The organism is Flavobacteriales bacterium (genome assembly GCA_019694795.1).
Lineage (GTDB): Bacteria > Bacteroidota > Bacteroidia > Flavobacteriales_D > UBA2798 > UBA2798.
The window spans coordinates 1-15,792 of record JAIBBF010000054.1 but is presented as its reverse complement, the minus strand read 5'-3'; the positions used below and the strand labels follow the sequence as shown (position 1 = coordinate 15,792).

At 40.8% G+C, this 15,792-nt stretch carries 13 protein-coding genes; 5 read left to right on the top strand and 8 right to left on the bottom strand.

Annotation, left to right across the window (positions count from 1 at the left end):
• Positions 1-63 precede the first annotated feature (63 nt).
• Entirely contained in the window at positions 64-573 is a 510-nt protein-coding gene (gene ruvC, locus K1X56_12635) for a crossover junction endodeoxyribonuclease RuvC (protein ID MBX7095560.1), read from the top strand.
• A gap of 6 nt (positions 574-579) precedes the next feature.
• Here ruvC and K1X56_12630 read toward each other — a convergent pair whose 3' ends face one another.
• The 6 genes from K1X56_12630 to K1X56_12605 all read right to left on the bottom strand — a co-directional run bounded on the left by K1X56_12630 (position 580) and on the right by K1X56_12605 (position 11,080).
• Entirely contained in the window at positions 580-969 is a 390-nt protein-coding gene (locus tag K1X56_12630; protein MBX7095559.1) for an HIT family protein, read from the bottom strand.
• A complete protein-coding gene (gene greA / locus K1X56_12625; protein ID MBX7095558.1) occupies positions 969-1,442 on the bottom strand; it encodes a transcription elongation factor GreA in 474 nt (157 codons plus the stop codon). The genes K1X56_12630 and greA overlap by 1 nt, the downstream gene beginning before the upstream one ends.
• A gap of 81 nt (positions 1,443-1,523) precedes the next feature.
• Positions 1,524-2,552, bottom strand: coding sequence for a PorV/PorQ family protein (locus K1X56_12620; protein ID MBX7095557.1), 1,029 nt, complete (start codon positions 2,550-2,552; stop codon positions 1,524-1,526).
• Positions 2,553-2,618: 66 nt separating this feature from the next.
• Complete coding sequence (locus K1X56_12615; GenBank protein ID MBX7095556.1) at positions 2,619-6,773, bottom strand: T9SS type A sorting domain-containing protein; 4,155 nt, start codon at positions 6,771-6,773, stop codon at positions 2,619-2,621.
• A gap of 35 nt (positions 6,774-6,808) precedes the next feature.
• Positions 6,809-10,552: a carboxypeptidase-like regulatory domain-containing protein gene (locus K1X56_12610; protein MBX7095555.1), complete on the bottom strand. Its 3,744-nt coding sequence runs from the start codon at positions 10,550-10,552 to the stop codon at positions 6,809-6,811.
• Between the two features lie 228 nt (positions 10,553-10,780).
• Complete coding sequence (locus K1X56_12605) at positions 10,781-11,080, bottom strand: hypothetical protein (protein ID MBX7095554.1); 300 nt, start codon at positions 11,078-11,080, stop codon at positions 10,781-10,783.
• An 18-nt stretch (positions 11,081-11,098) separates the two neighbouring features.
• Between K1X56_12605 and K1X56_12600 the strand changes: the two genes are divergently transcribed.
• On the top strand, positions 11,099-11,539 hold the full coding sequence (locus K1X56_12600; GenBank protein MBX7095553.1) for a hypothetical protein: 441 nt from the start codon (positions 11,099-11,101) through the stop codon (positions 11,537-11,539).
• A gap of 64 nt (positions 11,540-11,603) precedes the next feature.
• Here the strand turns inward: K1X56_12600 and ahcY are convergent, their stop codons facing one another.
• Both ahcY and K1X56_12590 read right to left on the bottom strand, forming a co-directional pair.
• Positions 11,604-12,923 carry an adenosylhomocysteinase gene (gene ahcY / locus K1X56_12595; GenBank protein MBX7095552.1) on the bottom strand — a complete coding sequence of 440 codons (1,320 nt, stop codon included), beginning with the start codon at positions 12,921-12,923 and terminating at the stop codon, positions 11,604-11,606.
• A gap of 116 nt (positions 12,924-13,039) precedes the next feature.
• Positions 13,040-14,050, bottom strand: coding sequence for a WG repeat-containing protein (locus K1X56_12590; protein MBX7095551.1), 1,011 nt, complete (start codon positions 14,048-14,050; stop codon positions 13,040-13,042).
• A gap of 69 nt (positions 14,051-14,119) precedes the next feature.
• Between K1X56_12590 and K1X56_12585 the strand changes: the two genes are divergently transcribed.
• The 3 genes from K1X56_12585 to K1X56_12575 all read left to right on the top strand — a co-directional run.
• Positions 14,120-14,728: a 4'-phosphopantetheinyl transferase superfamily protein gene (locus tag K1X56_12585; GenBank protein MBX7095550.1), complete on the top strand. Its 609-nt coding sequence runs from the start codon at positions 14,120-14,122 to the stop codon at positions 14,726-14,728.
• Between the two features lie 16 nt (positions 14,729-14,744).
• Positions 14,745-15,464 (top strand): geranylgeranylglyceryl/heptaprenylglyceryl phosphate synthase, encoded by a 720-nt coding sequence (locus tag K1X56_12580; GenBank protein MBX7095549.1) that lies wholly within the window; start codon positions 14,745-14,747, stop codon positions 15,462-15,464.
• Between the two features lie 2 nt (positions 15,465-15,466).
• A partial coding sequence (locus tag K1X56_12575) for a thiamine phosphate synthase (GenBank protein MBX7095548.1) occupies positions 15,467-15,792 on the top strand: 326 nt, incomplete at its 3' end.

The window sequence follows — 15,792 nt, the reverse complement described above, 5'->3', positions numbered from 1 at the left end:
ACCAAAAATACAGCTTTAAGTCCTGAGCGCCTAATTCTGGGAATTGACCCCGGAACCAATATTATGGGCTATGGTGTTTTATTGGTGAAAGAAAAAAAAATGGAATTGGTGGACATGGGTGTTTTCGATTTAAAAAAATTAGAAACACAACAAGACAAACTCAAAAAAATTCTGGAAGAAACACTACGGGTTATCGATTTGCATCATCCCGATGAAATGGCCATTGAAGCTCCTTTTTTCGGAAAGAATATTCAATCGATGTTAAAATTGGGTCGCGCACAAGGCGTAGCTTTTGCAGCTGCGTTGCACCGGAATATTCCGGTTATAGAATATTCCCCAAGCAAAATCAAACAATCCATTACCGGTAAAGGAAGTGCATCTAAAGAGCAAGTTGCTGCGATGTTGAGTCACCTTTTAAAAATTAAAGAAACACCGAAATACCTCGATGCAACCGATGCATTGGCGGTAGCGGTTTGTCACTATTTTCAGCGCAATTCTTCTTCGGGGAGCGGAAAAAATTATTCGGGCTGGGCTTCGTTTATTTCGCAGAATCCCGACAGAAAAAAAGCCTGAAACAATTCAGGCTTTTCTAATCTTATCAGCAATTTCTTCTAATTCTTCCTTCGGGAGCTGAAGTTTTGGCCTTGTAAAATTCAGATCGTCGGCCGTATTCATAGGCACCAGGTGAACATGTGCATGCGGAACTTCCAATCCAATTACAGATACTCCAATTCGTTTGCAGGGTATGGCCTTTTTCATTTTATGGGCAACACCTTTTGCAAAGCCTAAAATTTCAGAAAGTTCTTCGTCGGATAAATCAAAAATATAATCCGTTTCTTTTTTGGGAACAACCAATACATGTCCTTTCACCAATGGAAACACATCTAAAAAAGCAACGAACTTATCATTCTCTGCAATTTTATACGATGGAATTTCTCCTGAAATAATCTTTGAAAAAATACTGGCCATTAACGCGAAATTTCCAGGATTTCGAATTTCATCACACCGGCAGGTGTTTTTACCTCTGCGGTATCACCTACTTCATGCCCCATTAATCCTTTTCCAATTGGTGAATCCACCGAAATTTTTCCTTCTTTCAGATTGGCTTCATTTTCCGCAACAAGTGTATAGGCAAAAGTAGCACCGTTAGCTACATTTTTAATTTTCACTTTCGATAAAATGAACACACGGGAAGTATCCACTTGCGATTCATCGATTAAGCGCGAATTGGCAACCAGTTCTTCCATCTTGGCAATTTTCATTTCCAAAAGACCTTGTGCTTCTTTCGCTGCATCATATTCTGCATTTTCAGATAAATCTCCTTTGTCGCGGGCTTCTGCAATCTGCGCGGAAATTTTCGGACGTTCAACTGTTTTTAGTTCTTTTAATTCGTCCTTCAGTTTCTGTAAACCTTCTTTCGTCAAATAAGTAATCTGTGCCATAATCTGTGGTATTGAACAGGTATTAAAAAAGAGAATCCCCAAGGTTATTGGGGATTCTACTTAGCAAATATAAAAATTTTATTAGTTCACTTCAATACGGATTCCGATACTGTGTGTTCCTCCAAATGGATTTGAGGTGCGGTAACCATAGTCGAAACCGATATGATTTCCTTTTTCACCCGTGATCCAGTCAACCGAAATACCAGCGCTTGGACCGGTAAATACAGTAGAACGAACCCCTAAATCTTTGCTGAAGATTCCTTTTTCATAAACATACCCGGCGCGGGCGCTAAAGGATGCTTTTTTCATTTTGTAGTTGTAATCCAAACCAACTCTCCAATTGTCTTTCGAGAACGAGTTGGAAGTAAATGCACCGGCCAGGATCAGCTTTTGATCTTCTCCGAAAAGGAAATCATACGATGCACCGATATTAACCTGTGAAGGAATTTCAAAACGTGCAGCGCGTTGCTCGGTGGTCATTTGTAAACCTGAAGACAAGGTAGTCAACTGAGAAAATCCGTCGCCCGAATATTTCATTTGGGGACCAACATTTTTCAAGGTAATACCAAATTTAACCTGATCCTTCTCACCAGTTACATAACGGATACCTGCATCGAAACATACACCGGTACCTTTGATGTTAGCAATAGCCTCAGAAATGGCCTTAACGGTAAATCCACCGGAAATACTATTTGAGAACTCTTTCGCATAGGAAAATCCGATGTGGAAATACTTTGGACTATAGGTACCAATACCACCTTCAGGAAGGTTCACTGTAGTGATAGGAATATCTCCGAAATTAATGGAGTTAAAGGTTAATCCGATAACACTTGTTTCACCAACACGTTGGGCTAAACCTGCATGGTTGATAGAGGTGCCTGAACCGGAAAGCCAGTTGTTGTAAACGAAATTTATTTCCGTCTTTTTGGTCAAAGCCAAACCAGCTACGTTCATGAATGTTGCTTCAATTCCTGTAACACTGGAAACCCCTGCAGATCCCCAGGCAGAACTTCTTGCCCACGGATTCAACAACAGCTCAGTTGCACCGGCACTACCAACACGGTCTTCGTTACCTGCATTTGCAGTATTGACCGAGCTGAGCCCGGCCATAACTGCTAATATGATGATTCTATTTTTCATGTTCTTCAATCGATCGTTTTGTTAGATAATTCTGGATTAGAAGCTTTGAAGGTCTGGTGGACGCATTGCTCCAAACCATTTCAGAACTACTTCTCCAACATCCGGAATTTCTACGTGAACCAGATAGATTCCACTAGCAATCGGAATACCTGCCTGATTTTTCAAATCCCAATCCAACGAAGTTATTGGAGAGTCTTTGGTAAGTGTTCTCACTAACTGACCAGAGATGTTGTAAATTTTTACAGTTGCAACTTCCGGGAGATTGGTGATTTTAACACGGGTATCCAAACGGCTTGTTTCGTAAGCATTGTAAGCATAGTACGGATTAGGTACGATGTTGATCAATTTTAAAATTGAATCACCACGTGCTTCTGTCATTGAAGTTTCTGTTGCCAGATCTCCAAGATCGAAGAGGTATTTGGGTCTCCAACCATTACTTGCTGTAGTTGTATCAGGGAGATATACAGAGTAATCTGTAGTATAACGCTGATAGTACTTAGACACACGCAATTTTACTTTTGCAGTAGTCGGAATTTGAGAAGGATCATTGAATGTAAATCCTTCAGCCAACATTGGAGCACCCACCCAGGTACATGAACGCCATACTCTGATTTCGTTTGCAGAGTTACCGGAGCTTAACATGTTGTAGATGTATGTTCCTCCGTCATAAGCCGGCATACGGTTAGCACCAGGTAATTCGCGATCCTGATTGGTGAATACGTAAACAAAGTGCTTACCTCCAAAAATCGGATCTCCTAAATTAGAGTAAAGTTTGCTCGTTGGATTAAACTTCATATCGCGACCATTGTCGACAGCCAACCAGCTATCTTCTCCGAAAGCCATATTTAAACGTTCACCGGTACCTAAGTCAATTGCATAACCGGGGAACCAACCCATACCTGTAGTTCCGGTACCATCCGGGTTACCGTCTTTATCTACCGATTGAGCCGAACGCATTTTTTGTTTTTTCACACCACCTTGAGCAAGATTTTCATCCTCTTGCATTTCGAGTACCGGACAACGGGTCCATTTCGATTTATCGGATGTGAATACGATATCTACGTTTGGTAACATGCCTGGTTCAACCATGGTACGGGTATTTCCAAACAAGTTACCAATTGGAGTTGCACGCGGATAGTTCTCAGCATTACCTACCGCACAGAAGCGATAAGGCGCCCAGGTTCCACCTGCCATACTTTCATAAAGTTCTTCATCATCCTCACCAATGTAGTCGTTGTAAATACATGGGTCAGTGTTGGGATCAGGATAAGTGGTTGCATCGCAATCTTGTTGCTGTGTACCGCAACGAATCCAGTTTTGCGAGTTATTACCTTCCGCATCTTCCACACCGGCTAACCAGCGTTTTGATGAATCAGCAAAGAAAACATCTCCGAAAATAGGCTCACTAAATTCAACACCAGAAACATTCTCAGGATACTTATATTGCTGGATGGTGATCGAAATTCCTAATTCAGGAATGATTTGTTCATTTCCAACTTCAATGGTTCTATCAGAGGTTAACAATACGGTTCCGGCTGCTACAGTTTGACCATTCCATTCCATTGTTTCAGCAGCAACTAATTGCCAGTAGCTAGTATCCAAACCTACGTTAATCTGACCAGGAGTTAATGCACCACCAGGAAGGAATTCAACATAGAATTTACCAGGCTTAACGTTTAATGGGTCAACCACCTTCACGTCGATAGGACCTTTACCTGCCTGATAAACCGGATTCTGCATTTTGTAATCTGCAACAATGATTTCTTCCGTTTCAGGAGTAATATCAAGGAACATGGTTCCATTTTGTGAACCTTCAATACGAGTGATTTGCGGACCATCACCATAGTTGGCATGTTGAATGGTTCCTACCGTTTCAGGTACTGGAATGTGAGGTATACCAGTATACGCTTTAATCGCTCCTGTTACTGATTTACGGCTCTCAAGGTATCTTTTCTTTTGCCCGTCCAACTTTGTACCATCATTTGGATCAAAGGTTTTATAGTTGTTATATGCATAAGCAACTGCCATAAAATAATAGGTTTTATGGTTTACTAAGGTTGCTTGAGTAAATGCATCCTTTTCAATTAAGAAAGAATGGCGCACTCCCTCATCTTCACCATCCACCATTAAGGTTGGAACATCATATCCAAGATCTTCATCTTTTATGAAATTCACTAAACGACCAACCCCGTCCTTAATGTCACACTGCGCAACCAGACGTGCCTTATCAGTGTTTGAAAGATCCGAAGAGGATACAGTTGCGTCTTTTAACTGATATAATTTATATCCCTGAAATCTGTAAGAAGACAATTCTTCTCGCTCAGCATCTGTAAGATTAGCAGTAGAATCTCCATTATCCAAAACATAAGGTAAAATAATAAATGGATCTTTCTCTTTGTAGGTCTCCTTATAATTAGTTGAGTTAGATGGATTCGTCAGGTAAATTACCAATGAACGATCCAACTCCTGAATGGTCATATCCGGTGCGTCCGGTGCATCCAAAATTTTGAAACAGTTGTCAAATAAAGCCTGTGCTTTATCATCCGCTAATTGTAATTTTTGAACTGATGCAAATGAGTTACCAGTCGTTGCACGTGCATAAACAACACCTACGGTGATATTATTTTTTTGACCTGGAACCAGTGTAAATGGACCAGCAGATTGCATAAAACGACGGTCTGCCGGAGTGTTTCCTTCATTCGCTTCAGTCCATGTTGTAGGATTAGCAACTGGAGTACCAAGTGTACCAAACATTAATGGGTCAGTGTCTCCAGGGAACATAAAGTCGCAACGAACTAATCCGTTTGCTTGTGCCCCTGCAGATGATTGGTGAGCAGTACCTCCATAATAGAATGGAGTACCATCCAACCAAATTCCCGATAAGTAACGGTAATAATCGTTGGCGTTATTCGGTTCTTTTTGTGCATTTACAGTGGTTTGGTCGGAACGGAAATAGTAAAGGAATTTACGCATACCGAAACGCTCGTTGTCGATTACATCATCACCATATCCAATACCAATTCCTTTGTAAGGGATACCTAAGCTATCAATTGCATCGGTAATGTTGCTAGTTAAAGGATTGTCGATTCCATCATTATCCTGGAAAGGTCCCTGGAAAAAGTCGATACCAACAGCGGGAGGATTTGCTCCATAACCGGTTTGTCCATTACCTGCATCGTCAAATGCATCTCCATTGTAAGCATAACCTAAACCACGTTCAACATCACAACCTACAAAGTCATCTTCAGCAAATCCAACGTCAGCATCTGCCCATTGCCCGAAGTATGTATCATACAATGTTTGTGTACCACGATTGTAAAGTTCGTAATTATAAAAGGTCATGTCGTTTACCTCATCATTGGTTGAGAAAGCAAATGCCTGTGCTCTGATTTCCATACCAATCGGATCAGCACCAGTTTCAGTGTGGATGTTTCCTTTATCGTTGAATACCCACCAATAGTTTTGGTCACCATAAAGCGTTACAGTACGGTCGTTACCACAGCTCAACTCTTTTTTGATGTCATACCAAGGATAATCTCCATCGCTTGGGTTATACAATCCGTCATTGTTAACGTCTTTATAAGGCGCGAGGTTAAAATCATAACCTGGATCTGAGTTGTTACCCGGCCAATCTAAAATTGAACTTGGCACGTTGTAGCCAGGAAATAAATCGGCACAGTTCGTTGCTCCGGATTGCACACATTCGTTGTAAGCTACGAAAGTGATGATATCCTGACGCAAAGTCATAAAGAACTTATCGTACTTCAAACAAGTTGCAGCGTCAACATTAGCTGTACCATCTGTTAATAGAGGTCCAGGCCAAAAGTCATTCCCCTGACGGAAGGTAACCGCAGCAACTTTTAACTGATCGTTAAAGTCTTTACCACCCAACCAAAGTGCTCCTGCAAATAATACGCGAAGTTTTGATCCCTTCGGTACCTCATAAGCAGAAAAACCTTGTGCGCGATCCTGCCACATATTACCACCGGTTTCAATGACAGCACTAACGTTGTTAAATTCCAACTTTGTTAATGCCGTTGCCGGGGCACAACCTGCAGCTCTGTTTTGTAAAGCGCCGGAAAGATTTCCTGCTGTAGCACTTTTCAAAGCCGGATCGATGTCGGCCTTCACTTTCCCTGACACCATCAGGAAAAGCCCAAGGCTCAGTCCAATTCTTACAATCCCTTTCATATTCATAACTTGTCTGTTATTCATTCGTATTGTTATTAGAAGTCAAACTTGATACCCAAACGGATTGTGCGCGGCAAACCGTAGTTATATGGATTGTTGACTTTCAATGCATAATATTCGCGGAACGATTGCTCTGAGTTAACCTGAGCAATTGCACTTTGGTAACGAGCTTCTGACAGGTATCCATCATCATTTGCGTTACCTGTAGCACCGTAAACACTTAAGATGTTACGTGTATTCAACACGTTATTTACTTGCAGATAAATATTCAGGTTAGCCGTTTTCGCCTTGTCCTCTTTACCAAATTTCAAGGTGTAGTTACGGTCGATCTGCATATCCATACGGAACTGACCAGGTTTTCTTGAACCATTCACCTGACCGGCCAATGATGCTGAAGATCCACCTGATAACAATGCTTGTGGAGTTACATATTGTTGTGAAGAGTATGGTGTTCCTGATCCAACGTTTAATACAACGTTTACACCTGTATTTTGAAGGATATTTTTACCGGCGATTTTTGGACCGTTATAATCTTTTCCTTCTCCATAGCGGTAATCAATTACCCCTGTAACAGCATGGCGTTGGTCATACTCGAACGGATAGATCGTTCTTAAGTTTGGTTGACCAGAGTTAACCAGGTTCAAAGCAGAGTTAGCATCTGACCCTGTACCTTCTGCAAACTGAAGGGTGTACGATAAACGGATGGATAAATTACCAGTACGACGCATATCATACGTAATGGTCGTTCCTTTAATTGTACCAAAGTCAAGGTTACCATAAGTACGGTAAGTACGAGGATAAGCTCCGGTAACATTGATCAAAGCAACCTGGTTACGTAACTCGCGATAGAACGCTGAGATTTTCAATGAAGACGATTTGGTTAACACTTGTTGGAAACCAAGTTCGTAGTCAATTGTTTTTTCAGGCATCAGATTCGGATTGTTTACAACTACACTTCTTACATCCATAAAGTAGTAATCCAAAATGTCGAGACGGTTTCCTGTAGTTGGACGTTTAGTAAGTACGTCGTAGTGTGCAAAGAATAATGCTTCGTCGCTAATCGGGAATGAGAAAGCAACACGTGGCATTACGTTGATTTGTGGTTTGTAATCGGTAAATGCTTTTGGAATTTCGTTGTCTTTATCTTTAGACGCATTTGCATTTAAGAGATAAGGAGCAACACCATTCGGACCATAAATTAATGAAGGGTCAGAAATTTGTTCACCTTGTGCGTTGTACCATGTACGATCGTGGCGGTAACCATTGATTGCAGTTGGATTTTCAACACTGTTTACGTATACAACATAATCATCTCCCATATTGGAAGGGTGACTCGTACCAAATTCAGATTGTGCATCAACCTCAGCTACAGTTTTAGCTTCATAAAGCAAGTAGCGGTCTTTAAGTACCATTTGGTTTGCATCGAAGCGGTCAACACGTAATCCAACGTTAAAGATCAAATCGTCGAATGCAAATTTATCCATGATATAACCTGCAACGTAGATTGGCTGGAAGGGAGCAATCGGACGTGTTTTGTTTCCGAATTCATCACGTGCGGTGAAGAAGTCATTGAAAGAAACTTTGTCGGTTTGTTTCTGGCCGTCGTAAGTATAACCATAATATGAAACGTAGTTATTACCGTTGTTCAATAATTCATTGGCAGAGAACCATCCTAATTGGAAAAACTCAGGGTTCATCGCATCAATATCCAGATTGTCCACACCATCAGTATTCCAACCTAAATTTTTACGGATGTTATAATCGAAGAACGATTGCGATTCAACATCATCAAATACGTTGTATTCACCCGGTGAGGAGTTTAATGGCTCGTAATCTACAGAGAGTACTGAACCAAACCAAGTGTATTGTGGATTGTTTACATCCAACTCTGATGTATGGCTGTTGGCTAACTGACGACCGATAGTCCATAAACCAACCGGCGAAACAGAGAATGCGCGGTCGTCACGTTGTTCAAATTCGAATCCTAATGAAACAGCGTGATTTCCGATATCAGCATTGCCTGATGCAGTAACACGGAACTGAGAGTTGTCTACTAATGAATAGTTATTATACTGAGTACCGATGTTAGTCCAGAGGTTATACACTGAAGTAGGTTGGTCACCATTACGCAATGCATTGGCCGACTGAATCTGGGTAAGGTTTTCATAGTGTCCAACTTTATCATCGTAAAGTTGATAATACTGATTGGTAATAGAAGCTAAGTCATCATTAATATGTAACTCTTCTCCAGTAACCGGATCAATATAATACGGAGTAAATACTACCGCTGTGTCTTTGTATCCATTGTGAACACGTGCAGGAGATCCATTCATTACGGTGTATTCATAAGAACGTTCGCGGTAAGTCTGGAACATACCTACATAACCATAATCAAATAAATTTTTCTTATGATTAGCATCCTGTGCTGTTTGCTTGTATTTAGAGTAATCCACCATTACAGTGTAGTACGCATTTTTAATTTTGGATGCACTTTCTTCACCTTGATTTTGAGACTGGGCAAAACGCTGCGTAAAGCGTCCGTAAACACGCCATGTGCGATCTGAAATTAATCCGTTGTTATCTACATTGAATAACATGTTATTATAGTCGTAACCATAATAGTTGGAGTAATCCAATGATCCACCAAAAGTCAGGTTCATTAAAGGACCAAGGTTAACGTCGATTTTTCCTGCACCGGTGATAGCAGTGCTCATTGCATTTTGACGGAATTTTACCTTTTCAAAATCGCTCATGCGAAGGAAGTCGGTATTGTAAAATGCTCCGAAGCCTGAACCGGTCGGACGAAGAGGATTAGAAATGATGCGATCGCGAACGTCTGATTTAATCACATATTGGTCGGTGAAGAATGGACGGCTATCTGCGATATTGGTAAGGTTACCGGAAACGAAGAAGCCTAAGATGGGTTTAATTTTTTTACCGGTAGAATCTTTTTTCATAATGATTGGTCCGGATAATGAACCTTCAATCAGGTTGTATCCATATTTATCCAATCCGATATTTTTTGCTTTGTAAGGATCATTTCCGCCGAAGTGGAAACCTGAAGTCAGGTAATCGATACCTCCGAAGAAATCTTTGGAAGCACCTCTGGTTGTAATCGAAATTACACCACCGGTAGCATCACCGTAGTTGGCTGGAAGTCCACCGGTAATTACCGACACCTCTTCAATTGCTGATTTCGGAAGACCTGTTGATCCGCGAACTTTAATACCATCGATGAAGTAGTAGTTAGCATCCGAACGGGCACCACGAATAGAAAGTGCACCTGAACCGTCTGCGGAATAAACACCACCCACTGTGGTTGCAATGGAGGTAGCAGAACGACCCGGCATTTTAGCGATATCGTCGCGTGTTACTGTTGCTCCGGAAGCACCACCATCTTTATCGATCAGAGGAACAGCGTAATCAACAACCGTAACCTCATCAAGCGTAACATCTCCACTTTCCAATTCCAAATCGAGGAAGGTGATTTTGTTAGAGTTTACAATAACTCCGTTAATCTGGAATGGCTTATACCCCACGAAGCTGGCACGTACATTGTATGTACCTGGCGTAATGGAAGCAATTTTGTAGTTACCGTCGAAATCCGAGGAGGCTCCACCTTTTTGGACACCACCCTGTTCAATAACGAGGTTTACAAAAGGCAACGGTTCTCCGGTAGCCTTATCCTTGATTTTACCCTGTAGGGTACCCTGGCCTTGCCCGTAAGATACTACGGACAAACAAGCGAACGCCAGCAACAAGCTCAGTCTTCTAAACATACGTTCAGTTTAATGTTTTCGTTAATCGCAACAAAGGCCGTAAATATAGAAATTAATTCTTTCAACCCGCAAGTCTGAATGAAGCAACGGTAACAATGTTTGGGTATTCGTTAATCCCCTTCATTTTATTGCCTTTCCAGAGCGGGTTTAATCAAATTTAGGTCTATTTACGCCCAATTTTACAGGAAGTGACTTCAAAAAAGCTCATATTTTTACAAGTCCAGCCGCCTATTTTTTGCGGAAAATCCGCTGAAAAAATGGCTCGCCTTTATTCTTACGAGCCCTTTCGGCCTTCTTGCGGTTTTTTTTCATTCGCTTCCGTGTTTTTTTATCCTGAATTTTCTCATGTCGCTTTTTAGCTTCCTTATCGGCCTTAGCCGCCTCTTTCTCGCGTTTCTTTTTTTGCTTTTCATAATGCTTATTCACCGGAGCCTCACCCCCTCCTCCGCCACCTTCCTGAGAAAAGGCGGTTCCTGAAATCATCAGGAAAATCATGATGGCCAATGCCTGAAATACTTTTTTACCCATTTCGGCGTATATTTGATAATGAAGTTGACTAAAATAATCAAAATATCTGCCTTGTTGATGTTGATTTTTTCAGGATTTTTTATGTCCTGCAAAAAAGACAATGACCAGATTCCGGATGTGTTGGTGGATATTCAGGTTAACATTAATAATCCCGGATATTTTAGTCTGCAAGCCGTTGGAGGTTGGATGTATTTTGACGGAGGATCCAGAGGCATCATCGTATACCGCCGATCGCAAGATGAATTTCTGGCTTTTGATCGCCATTGCCCTTATCAACCTTCAAATTCCTGCGGGAAATTAAATGTGGATTCCAGTAATAATGTTATTGCTAAAGATGATTGCTGCGGATCGAGTTTTCTACTCACCGACGGATCCATTCAGGGCGGTCCGGCTACACGTGGAATGAAAATGTATCAAACGTATTGGGACGGTTTAAGTATTCTCCGGATTTACAATTGATGCTTACAATTATATGCATAAAAAAAGGGGGCGATGGCCCCCTTTTATATTGTAGGTAATTCGATTAATAACGGTAATGTTCCGCTTTGAAAGGACCTTCAACGGTAACACCAATATACTCTGCCTGGTCGGTAGTAAGCGTTTCTAACTCAACACCGATTTTTGCAAGATGCAATCGTGCTACTTTTTCATCAAGGTGTTTTGGAAGAGTGTACACCTGATTTTCGTATTTATCCGAATGATTCCAAAGCTCAATCTGTGCAAGTGTTTGGTTGGTGAAGGAATTGGACATCACGAATGATGGGTGACCTGTAGCACAACCCAGATTAACCAGGCGTCCTTCGGCAAGCACAATAATATCTTTTCCATCAACTGTGTATTTATCAACCTGTGGTTTGATAACATCCTTGGAAGCACCATAATTTTTGTTCAACCAAGCCATATCGATTTCGTTATCGAAGTGTCCGATATTACAAACGATAGCATTGTGCTTCATCGCTTTAAAGTGGCGGTCAACAACAATATTTTTGTTTCCTGTAGCCGTTACAATGATATCTGCAATTTTAACGGCAGTATCCATTTTTAATACCTGATAGCCATCCATTGCAGCCTGTAATGCGCAGATTGGGTCGATTTCGGTAACAATAACACGAACACCCTGGCTACTCAATGATTGAGCAGATCCTTTACCTACATCACCGTATCCAGCTACAACAGCAACTTTACCGGCAAGCATTAAATCGGTAGCGCGACGAATAGCGTCGACCAATGATTCACGGCAACCATATTTGTTATCAAATTTAGATTTGGTTACTGAGTCGTTGATATTAATTGCAGGAATTGGTAAAGTTCCTTTTCTAACGCGCTCATATAAACGATGAACACCGGTAGTGGTTTCTTCTGACAATCCTTTAATGTCTTTAACTAATTCAGGATAACGATCCAACACCATATTGGTCAAATCTCCACCATCATCCAAAATCATATTGAGAGGCTTACCATCTTTAAATGCAAACAAGGTTTGTTCGATACACCAGTCAAATTCTTCTTCGTTCATTCCTTTCCAGGCATAAACAGGGATTCCTGCAGCAGCAATGGCAGCAGCAGCATGATCTTGAGTTGAGAAAATATTGCAGGAAGACCAGGTCACCTCAGCACCAAGTTCTTTTAATGTTTCAATTAAAACAGCTGTTTGAATGGTCATATGTAAACAACCAGCAATACGTGCACCGGCGAGTGGTTTTGATTTGCCATACTCTTCACGGAGTGACATCAATCCCGGCATTTCAGCTTCGGCCAGTTTAATTTCTTTTCTTCCCCAATCCGCCAGGTTAATATCTTTAACCTTGAATGGAAGTGTCTTCTTTTCGGCAGTAGAACCCATAATTTCTTCTAGTAGTTTTATTAAGCTTAAATTGAACGCTGCAAAGGTACAAAACTGGTCCCTTAATAAAAAACAAAGGAGGCCAAAGCCTCCTTATTTATTTCTTGTGTTCCGGTTTATTTTTTCACCTGCCAAACAAATTTTCCGCTTTTGTCGATATAGCCTTCTGTACCAGTACGAAAATCGCCGATTCGCACTTTTGCTAGTCCATCCTCGAAATTTGATGGGATAGCAAACTGACGGGTAATGAGAAGTTTTCCATTTACATCGATATACCCCCATTTTCTGGCTGTTCCTGTACCTGAAGCTACACATGCCATTCCATCACTGAAATCCTTGGCATCATCAAATTCTGCAGCAATAATCATTTTTCCGGTTTTATCGATGTAACCGTATTTACCGGTTTTGAAGTCACCCACACGAACCAACGCTCTTCCGTTTTTAAACCCAAACGCTTTATCGAATTTCGCCTCAAGAATCACTTTCCCGCTGGCATCTATGTATCCCCATTTTCCGGTTCCTTCATCACCAACCAGAAAATTGGCGAGTCCTTCAGAAAAATCGTGTACCATGTCATATTTAGCCGGCACAACCATTTTGCCGCTTTTATCAATAAAACCCCATTTGGTACCTTGTTTAACACGCGCTAATCCTTGTGAAAAGTCGTAGGCAGCATCATATTTGGGCTCAACTACAATTCGACCGGATTTATCAACAAAACCTTGCTTTGCTCCAACCTGAATACGCGCAAGTCCATCTGAAAAGGCATAAGCATTGCTGCAATTAACCTCAAATTTTACAGTACCCTTATCATCGATAAAGGACCATTTTCCAGCCAGGCTAACCGCAGCCAAACCTTCATTAAAATCAGTTCCCTTATCGTATTTGGCATCTATAACCAATTTACCGGAACCATTCACATAACCAGTTTTTCCTGCCATTTGAACACGCCCCATACCTCCGTTAAAAGGCTGAGCCTTATCGTAGTTGGCTTCAACAACTACTTTGCCGGACTTATCGATATAACCGTCTTTATGATTAACTGAAATAGGATAGAGCACCTGAGCATGCAAACCCAATGAGTGCATTGAAAATAGCAGAAGCGCAAGGCGGATGAAATAACGCATAATTGACTTAAAAGTAGTTTTTGAACTGACTAAATTAAAAAAATTATTTTAGCATTCTCTTAATTTAATATGCCAATCCATTCAAAAATAATACCAAATCCTGAAGCACTGATCCTCGTATGGGCCATTACTGAAGACGAAGAAGCACTAAAATCGGGGCTTTCGGAGGAAATCATTGCCGATTTGGATGCCATAAAATTTCCCGGCCGACGTAAACAATGGTTGGCAATTCGGCAATTGGTTCACTGGATAAACCCATCCCTGAAAATAAGTTATGATTCCAAAGGGAAGCCGGTCCTTGAATCCGGATACATTTCCATCAGCCATACCTCCCACTTCGCTGCTGTGTATTATCACCCCGAAATCCCAACGGGAATAGATCTGGAAGAAAAAAATGAACGCATTTTTAAAATCACAAACCGATTTATTAATTCGGATGAACGGGAAATGCATAACACCAGCGATCTTGAAACAGCAACCTTGATCTGGAGCGCAAAAGAGGCCGTATTTAAAAAAACAGGTGAGGATACTACATTCTTTGCGAGCTGTCAAACGATTCGATCAATAAATAACGATCTTCGAAATCTTGAAGTTCAAATAAAAAACAAAGGTGTTGAAGGTACAGAAAGGCTTGCGTATCATTTCTTCGACAATCATATACTAACCTATACCATCTAAGGTTATTTTTATAGCAATGAATGTATTTCAACATATAGAGCAAAAAAAGAAAAGCACCTCACGACAACTTGCGGTATTGATTGATCCGGATAAAACAGAACACCTTCCTGAAATCATTGAAAAAAGTGTTGTGTCGAAAATAGATTATTTTTTTGTTGGAGGCAGTTTAATCACCCATGGTGATATTGCTAAGACGATTGATTTTATTAAATCGAATTGCACTATTCCGGTAGTTATTTTTCCAGGCGACAGCGCTCAAATTTATTCCGGTGCGGATGCTATATTATTATTATCGCTGATTTCGGGAAGAAATCCGGAATTTTTGATTGGACAACACATCCATTCCGCATTTCGTTTAAAATCATCCGGCCTTGAATTAATTCCGACCGGATATATCATTGTTGACAATGGAATAACCACAACAGCAGCTTATGTTTCCGGAACCAATCCCATTCCATCCAGCAAACCGGAAATTGCAGCGATAACGGCATTAGCTGGAGAACAATTGGGATTAAAACAAATTTATATTGATGGCGGAAGTGGTGCAGGGAATCCTTTATCAGAAGACTTAATTAAAAAGGTACGTTCCCTGATATCGGTTCCGCTTATCGTTGGTGGAGGAATCAGAACAAAGACAGATGCTGAAAAAGCGTGGAATGCAGGTGCAGATCTGGTAGTGATTGGAACTGCAATAGAAAAGGATCCGGAATTTATTCTGCAATTCAAAGAACGCTAAGCATGAAACTTGTAGTGGTTAGCTCGTCGGAAAAATTCAGATCGGAAATACCGATGGTAATCGATTTGTTAAATGCGGGATTAGAAACTTTTCATTTAAGAAAATCGAAATTCACTACAGCTAGACTTGCGGAATATATTGAGCAAATTCCTGAAAAATATCATTCGAGGATTATCATTCATTCCCATCATAAACTTGCGCTGAGGTATAATTTAAAAGGCATTCACCTAAGTAAAACACACCGAAAAAAATCGGCCAAAACCTTTTTGAAATTATTGTGGTATAAACTTAGAAAACCCAAATTAGTAATCACGCGATCCTTTCATCA

Coding starts and splice junctions, on each gene's coding strand:
- K1X56_12605 (MBX7095554.1), bottom strand. CDS start 11,080: ATGGGTAAAAAAGTATTTCAGGCATTGGCCATCATGATTTTCCTGATG.
- K1X56_12620 (MBX7095557.1), bottom strand. CDS start 2,552: ATGGCCGGGCTCAGCTCGGTCAATACTGCAAATGCAGGTAACGAAGAC.
- K1X56_12630 (MBX7095559.1), bottom strand. CDS start 969: ATGGCCAGTATTTTTTCAAAGATTATTTCAGGAGAAATTCCATCGTAT.
- K1X56_12615 (MBX7095556.1), bottom strand. CDS start 6,773: ATGAAAGGGATTGTAAGAATTGGACTGAGCCTTGGGCTTTTCCTGATG.
- K1X56_12610 (MBX7095555.1), bottom strand. CDS start 10,552: ATGTTTAGAAGACTGAGCTTGTTGCTGGCGTTCGCTTGTTTGTCCGTA.
- greA (MBX7095558.1), bottom strand. CDS start 1,442: ATGGCACAGATTACTTATTTGACGAAAGAAGGTTTACAGAAACTGAAG.
- ahcY (MBX7095552.1), bottom strand. CDS start 12,923: ATGGGTTCTACTGCCGAAAAGAAGACACTTCCATTCAAGGTTAAAGAT.
- K1X56_12600 (MBX7095553.1), top strand. CDS start 11,099: ATGAAGTTGACTAAAATAATCAAAATATCTGCCTTGTTGATGTTGATT.
- K1X56_12590 (MBX7095551.1), bottom strand. CDS start 14,050: ATGCGTTATTTCATCCGCCTTGCGCTTCTGCTATTTTCAATGCACTCA.
- ruvC (MBX7095560.1), top strand. CDS start 64: ATGGGCTATGGTGTTTTATTGGTGAAAGAAAAAAAAATGGAATTGGTG.
- K1X56_12585 (MBX7095550.1), top strand. CDS start 14,120: ATGCCAATCCATTCAAAAATAATACCAAATCCTGAAGCACTGATCCTC.
- K1X56_12580 (MBX7095549.1), top strand. CDS start 14,745: ATGAATGTATTTCAACATATAGAGCAAAAAAAGAAAAGCACCTCACGA.